Raw genomic sequence first — 6,243 nt, forward strand, 5'->3', positions numbered from 1 at the left:
TGCGAAACAATACCGGCGCGGACGGGCCGAGGCAACCCTTTACGGCAACATTTTCGCTTTTCGGTACGTTTGATTAAATCGCGCTCGGCGCACAGAAGGTTTGGGCCTGCGCGACCAGGGCATCGAGCGCATCGCCGCCATCGAGCCGAAGCAACGGCACATGCCGCTGGGCGAGCCAGGCCCGATGCCTGGCCAGTGTGCGCCCAGGACGATCGCCGCCATCATAGCCAGCCGCCCATTCGAGAAAACCCGGCCTGGCTTCGCCATAGCGCTGGCGTTCGCGCGCCTGCAGGCGGGCCATGCGCGTCGCGGGATCGGTACAAATAAAAATGATGCGATCAAAGGCCGTTTCGACCGCGTCGCCCCACCCCATCACCGACCCCGCTACCACGGCACGCTCGGCCTTGCCCAGCGTCTCGAGCACACGTTCGGCGCGCTCTGATGCGCCGTATTTGTACTGGAACGGCGGATCGCTGGGCTTCCAGTAATTATCGTCTGCCTCGACCCAGGTCGCCGCCATACGCCCGGCGAGTGCCTCGGCGAGCGTACTGGTACCGGAGCCCGGACCGCCGGTGACGAGCACATGCCCTTACTTGGCTTCGGCGGCCACGAATACCTGCCCCTCAGCAGCGCCCGATCAACCGGCTTTCGCGGGTAGCTCGAAGGCGTGCTCGCGCAGCTTGCCGATCCGGTCGCGAATCTCGCCGGCCTGCTCGAATTCCAGGTTCTCGGCGTGCTTGAACATCTGTTTTTCGAGCTTTTCGATTTCCTTGGCCAGCTGGCTCGGGGTCATGCGGGCATAGTCGGCGCCGACTTCGGCCACCTTCTTGCGCTCCTTGACCTCACTGTATTCCTCGTAGCCGTGGCGCATGACGTCGGCCACCGCCTTCTGGATGGTTTTCGGCGTAATGCCGTTCTCTTCGTTGAAGGCGATCTGCTTGGCGCGACGGCGCTCGGTTTCGTCCAGGGCGCGACGCATGGAACCGGTAATCTGATCGGCATAGAGAATTGCGCGGCCGTCCACGTTGCGTGCGGCGCGGCCGATGGTCTGGATGAGCGAGCGCTCGGCACGCAGGAAGCCTTCCTTGTCGGCGTCGAGAATACCCACCAGCGCGACCTCGGGAATATCCAGCCCCTCGCGCAGCAGGTTGATGCCGACCAGCACGTCGAACTCGCCCAGACGCAGATCGCGGATGATCTCGCTGCGTTCGACGGTATCGATATCCGAGTGCAGATAACGCACCGCCACACCGGCCTCGTGCAGGTATTCGGTCAGATCCTCGGCCATGCGCTTGGTCAGCGTGGTGACCAGTACGCGTTGATTCTTGGCGGTGACTTCCTTGATCTCGGACAGCAGGTCGTCGACCTGATTGCCCGCCGGGCGGATTTCCACTTCCGGATCGACCAGGCCGGTGGGCCGCACCACCTGCTCAACGGTGTTGTCCGCATGCTCGGTTTCGTAGGTCCCCGGCGTGGCCGATACATAAATCATCTGTGGCGCCACGCGCTCGAATTCCTCGAACTTGAGCGGACGGTTGTCCAGCGCCGAAGGCAGCCGGAAGCCGTATTCCACAAGCGTTTCCTTGCGTGCCCGGTCGCCCTTGTACATGCCGCCGATCTGCGGAACGGTCACATGCGATTCGTCGAGCACCATGATGGCGTCGTCCGGCAGGTAGTCGAGCAGACAGGGCGGCGGCTCACCCGGCGCACGGCCCGACAGATAACGCGAGTAGTTCTCGATGCCCGAACAGAAGCCGATTTCGTTGATCATCTCCAGATCGAAGAGCGTGCGCTGTTCGATCCGCTGGGCTTCGAGGAGCTTGCCCTGGGACTCGAACTGTTTGACCCGCTCCTTCATCTCGGCCTTGATCGAATCCATGGCCCCGACCATGCGCTCGCGCGGGGTCACGTAATGGGTCTTGGGATAGATGGTCAGGCGCGGCACCTTGCGGTTGACGGTGCCGGTAAGCGGATCGAAATACGACAGCCGTTCGACCTCGTCGTCGAACAGCTCGATACGCACGGCCTCGTCGTCGGCCTCGGCCGGGAATACGTCGATGATTTCGCCGCGCACGCGATAGCAGCCGCGTTCCAGCGCCACGTCGTTGCGCTTGTACTGCAGCTCGGTGAGGCGCTTGACGATATCGCGCTGGCCGATGCGATCGCCCTGGTCCAGATGCAGCACCATCGAGAAATAGGCCTTCGGATCACCCAGGCCGTAGATCGCCGAGACCGAGGCCACGATGATGGTGTCGCGACGCTCCATGAGCGCCTTGGTCGCCGACAGGCGCATCTGCTCGATATGCTCGTTGACCGACGAGTCCTTCTCGATAAACGTATCCGAGGCCGGCACATAGGCTTCCGGCTGGTAATAGTCATAGTACGACACGAAGTACTCGACCGCGTTGTCGGGGAAGAACTCGCGCATTTCGCCGTACAACTGGGCGGCCAGGGTCTTGTTCGGCGCCATGACGAGCATGGGCCGGCCCGACCGCATCGCGACGTTCGCCATGGTGAACGTCTTGCCCGAACCGGTCACGCCCAGCAGGACCTGGTGGGCCAGCCCGTCGTCCAGGCCTTCCACCAGACCTTCGATCGCCGCGGGCTGATCGCCGGCCGGTGCCCAGTCTGCCTTGAGTTTGAAACTGCTTTCGCTCATGAATATCCACGATTGGCACGATTGGCCCGAAAACAAGCGTCGTGCGAGACGGTTCAATCACCTGCCCAGGGCCTACGTCGAGACACCCATGCCGGAGGCGCCGCCACTGTCGGACGGCTCACGCGTCGAACCGTAAAAATTTGCGATTCGTGCTTGCCAAACGCATGGCAGTCCCCTAGCATACGCGGCCTTCGCTAGAGAGCGAACACAAGCGGATATCCGATTCCCCGGTAGCTCAGTTGGTAGAGCGGGTGACTGTTAATCACTAGGTCGGCGGTTCGAGCCCGTCCCGGGGAGCCATCCCCACTTCGGATAATCCATGCAGGCCGGCAGATGCCGGCTTTTTTGTGGGCGACGTTTTCTTCCGCTCACCCTTCCCGCACACAAGCTGCCATCGCCGCCCGCGTTTACGCCGCTGAGCGTGTCTGCGCGATACGGTCGGCACGCGCAGCGCCGGTGTGTTCCTAACGATTCTCGCCGTTCCCAGAGTCGGGCCGATCGACCGCCGAGGCCGTCGATACGGGGGTCGCTTCCCGGTGCGCCGCCAAATTTGATTTAGATCAATTCGCTTGCCCGGCCCGGGGTCTAGCATCTGCGCGTCGCCGTACCCCGGCTCGCTGAGAACAATACGAAATCGCAGCGAAAACCGGGGGTTGTCTGGTCTTGCAACCGCTGGAACGATCGATGGACGCAACCCCGCGCTATAACGAAAAGGTGGTGCGCCAGTTTGCACTGGTCACCGTGTTCTGGGGGATTATCGGGATGGCCGTGGGGGTGTTGATCGCCGCCCAGCTGCTCTTCCCCTCCCTCAACTTTGATATCCCCTGGCTGACGTACAGCCGCCTGCGACCGCTGCATACGAACGCGGTGATCTTCGCGTTCGGCGGCTCGGGCCTGTTCGCCACCTCCTACTACGTGGTGCAACGCACCTGTCATGCCGGCCTGTTCGGCGACCGCTTCAAGCTGGCCGCCTTCACCTTCTGGGGCTGGCAGGCGGCCATCGTGGGGGCGGTGATCTCGCTGCCGCTGGGCCTGACGCAAGGCAAGGAATACGCCGAGCTGATCTGGCCGATCGATATCCTGATCGCCGTCGTCTGGGTGGTCTACGCGATCGTGTTCTTCGGCACCATCGTCAAGCGCAAGACCAAGCACATCTACGTGGCCAACTGGTTCTTCGGCGGCTACGTGCTCGCGGTCGCACTGCTGCATATCGTCAACAGCATCCAGATTCCCACTTCGTGGACGCATTCCTACCCGGTCTATTCCGGCGCGGTCGATGCCATGGTCCAGTGGTGGTATGGCCATAACGCGGTGGGCTTTTTCCTGACCGCGGGCTTCCTCGGCATGATGTACTACTTCGTGCCCAAGCAGGCCGGCCGTCCGATCTATTCCTACCGGCTGTCGGTGGTGCACTTCTGGGCGCTGATCTCGGTCTATATGTGGGCCGGGCCGCACCATCTGCACTACACGTCGCTGCCGGAATGGGCACAGTCGCTGGGCATGGCGTTCTCGCTGATCCTGCTGGCGCCGTCCTGGGGCGGCATGATCAACGGCATCCTTACCCTCTCGGGCGCCTGGCACAAGCTGCGCGACGATCCGATCATCCGCTTTCTGATCGTGTCGCTGTCGTTCTACGGCATGGCCACCTTCGAAGGGCCGATGATGTCGATCAAGACGGTGAATGCGCTTTCGCACTACACCGACTGGACCATCGGCCATGTCCACGCCGGCGCGCTGGGCTGGGTCGCCTTCATCACCATCGGCTCACTGTATGCGCTCATTCCGCGCCTGTACGGCAAGACGCAGATGTACAGCGTGAAGGCCATCAGCCTGCATTTCTGGGTGGCGACGATCGGCGTGGTGCTCTATATCGCCGCGATGTGGATCTCGGGTGTCATGCAGGGCCTGATGTGGGGCGCGAGCAACCCCGACGGCACGCTCACCTACAGCTTCATTCAGGCGCTGCAGGCGACCTACCCCTACTACGCGGTGCGGCTGCTGGGCGGTCTGCTGTTCCTCGCCGGCATGGTGATCATGGCCTGGAACACCTGGCGCACCATTTCCGGCCCGCATAGCGTCGCGCAAACCGCGCCGGCCACGGCTTAATCGAGGGAGATCCATTCATGGCATCGCATGAAGTAGTCGAAAAGAACATCGGTCTGATGGCCATCCTCGTCGTGCTCGTGGTGAGCATCGGCGGGCTGGTCGAAATCGTGCCGCTGTTCTTCTCTGCATCCACAACCCAGCCGGCCGAGGGCATCGAGCCCTACGGACCGCTGGAACTGGCCGGGCGCGATATCTACGTGCGCGAAGGCTGCTACAACTGCCACTCGCAGATGATCCGCCCGTTCCGCGCCGAAACCGAGCGCTATGGCCACTACTCGGTAGCGGGCGAGTTCGTCTACGACCGCCCCTTCCAGTGGGGCTCCAAGCGCACCGGGCCGGACCTGGCCCGTATCGGCGGCCGCTATACCGACGAATGGCACCGCGCGCATCTGATGAACCCGCGCGACGTGGTGCCGCAGTCGAACATGCCAGGCTTTCCCTGGCTGGCCGACAACGAGGTCGACGCCGAGCAGGTGGCAACGCGCATGCGCGTTCAGAAGGACTGGCTGAACGTGCCCTACACCGACGCCCAGGTTGACGAGGCCCAGGCGGAGCTGGAGGGCAAGACCGAGATGCAGGCCGTCATCGCCTATCTGCAGCACCTGGGCACCAATTTCTCGGCGCAGGAGAAATAGCATGACCGTCGGCACATTGATGGGAATCATCACGCTCGTGTTCTTGGTGATGTTCCTTGGAATCGTCGTGTGGGCCTACAGCAGCCGCCGTCGCGCGGACTTCGATGAAGCCTCGCGTCTGCCTCTTAACGACAATGGCGATGACCGCCAGCATGGGGAGCGTCGGTCATGAGTAATTTCTGGAGTGTATTCATCACCGTCCTGGCACTGGCGAACATCGTCGGCTGCTTTCTGCTGATCCGCTGGACCGCCAAGCCGCGTCCCGGCGAGGCCTCGGCCGACGAGACCACGGGCCACGTCTGGGACGGCGACCTGATGGAGTACAACAAGCCGATGCCGCGCTGGTGGCTGTGGCTGTTCTACCTAACCATCATCTTCGCGCTGGGCTATCTGGTGCTCTATCCGGGGCTGGGCAAGTTCCAGGGCCTGCTGGGCTGGAGCCAGTACGACGCCTACGAAGAGCAGGTCGCCGAAGTCGAGCAACGCGTCGCGCCGCTGTTTGCCGAATATGCCGCCACGCCGATCCCGGCGCTCGCCGAGAACAGCGACGCAATGGACACCGGCCGGCGCCTGTTCGCCAACAACTGTGCAGTCTGCCACGGCTCGGACGCCCGCGGTGCGACCGGCTATCCGAACCTGACCGACAACGACTGGCTGTACGGCGGTGCCCCCGAGACGATCACGCAGACGATCCTCAACGGGCGCAGCGGCATGATGCCGGGCTGGAAGCCGGTACTCGGCGAGGACGGCGTCAAGGAAGTGGCCGCCTATGTGTACCAGCTCAACGGTCGCACGTCGCCCAACCCGGAACTCGTAGAAGCCGGCAAGGAGCGCTTCGCCGCG

The 6,243-nt window shown here is 63.0% G+C and carries 6 protein-coding genes and 1 tRNA gene; 5 read left to right on the forward strand and 2 right to left on the reverse strand.

All coding sequences use genetic code 11. The annotated features are described in order from the left end of the window. Window positions 1–73: 73 nt before the first annotated feature. Window positions 74–583 carry an AAA family ATPase gene (locus ABNU97_RS10360; RefSeq protein WP_348766642.1) on the reverse strand — a complete coding sequence of 170 codons (510 nt, stop codon included), beginning with the start codon at window positions 581–583 and terminating at the stop codon, window positions 74–76. Window positions 584–637: 54 nt separating this feature from the next. Then, complete coding sequence (gene uvrB / locus ABNU97_RS10365) at window positions 638–2,659, reverse strand: excinuclease ABC subunit UvrB (protein ID WP_348766643.1); 2,022 nt, start codon at window positions 2,657–2,659, stop codon at window positions 638–640. 224 nt (window positions 2,660–2,883) lie between these two features. Here uvrB and ABNU97_RS10370 point away from each other — a divergent pair. The 5 genes from ABNU97_RS10370 to ccoP all read left to right on the forward strand — a co-directional run. Further along, window positions 2,884–2,959: transfer RNA gene (locus tag ABNU97_RS10370), tRNA-Asn, on the forward strand. Between the two features lie 384 nt (window positions 2,960–3,343). Continuing rightward, window positions 3,344–4,765, forward strand: a complete 1,422-nt coding sequence (gene ccoN / locus ABNU97_RS10375; protein ID WP_348766644.1) for a cytochrome-c oxidase, cbb3-type subunit I — start codon at window positions 3,344–3,346, stop codon at window positions 4,763–4,765. 17 nt (window positions 4,766–4,782) lie between these two features. After that, entirely contained in the window at window positions 4,783–5,400 is a 618-nt protein-coding gene (gene ccoO / locus ABNU97_RS10380; protein WP_293623637.1) for a cytochrome-c oxidase, cbb3-type subunit II, read from the forward strand. 1 nt (window position 5,401) lies between these two features. After that, window positions 5,402–5,572, forward strand: coding sequence for a cbb3-type cytochrome c oxidase subunit 3 (locus tag ABNU97_RS10385; RefSeq protein ID WP_293623638.1), 171 nt, complete (start codon window positions 5,402–5,404; stop codon window positions 5,570–5,572). Further along, window positions 5,569–6,243, forward strand: a 675-nt coding sequence (ccoP, locus tag ABNU97_RS10390) for a cytochrome-c oxidase, cbb3-type subunit III (protein WP_348766645.1), incomplete at its 3' end; no start/stop codon positions are given. The genes ABNU97_RS10385 and ccoP, both read left to right, overlap by 4 nt.

Origin of the sequence: uncultured Salinisphaera sp. (genome assembly GCF_964012375.1) — a bacterium.
Classification (GTDB): domain Bacteria; phylum Pseudomonadota; class Gammaproteobacteria; order Nevskiales; family Salinisphaeraceae; genus Salinisphaera.

Bases quoted from the DNA above. Each gene is read 5' to 3' on its own strand.
- uvrB (WP_348766643.1), bottom strand. From the start codon at position 2,659: ATGAGCGAAAGCAGTTTCAAACTCAAGGCAGACTGGGCACCGGCCGGC.
- ccoN (WP_348766644.1), top strand. From the start codon at position 3,344: ATGGACGCAACCCCGCGCTATAACGAAAAGGTGGTGCGCCAGTTTGCA.
- ccoO (WP_293623637.1), top strand. From the start codon at position 4,783: ATGGCATCGCATGAAGTAGTCGAAAAGAACATCGGTCTGATGGCCATC.
- ABNU97_RS10385 (WP_293623638.1), top strand. From the start codon at position 5,402: ATGACCGTCGGCACATTGATGGGAATCATCACGCTCGTGTTCTTGGTG.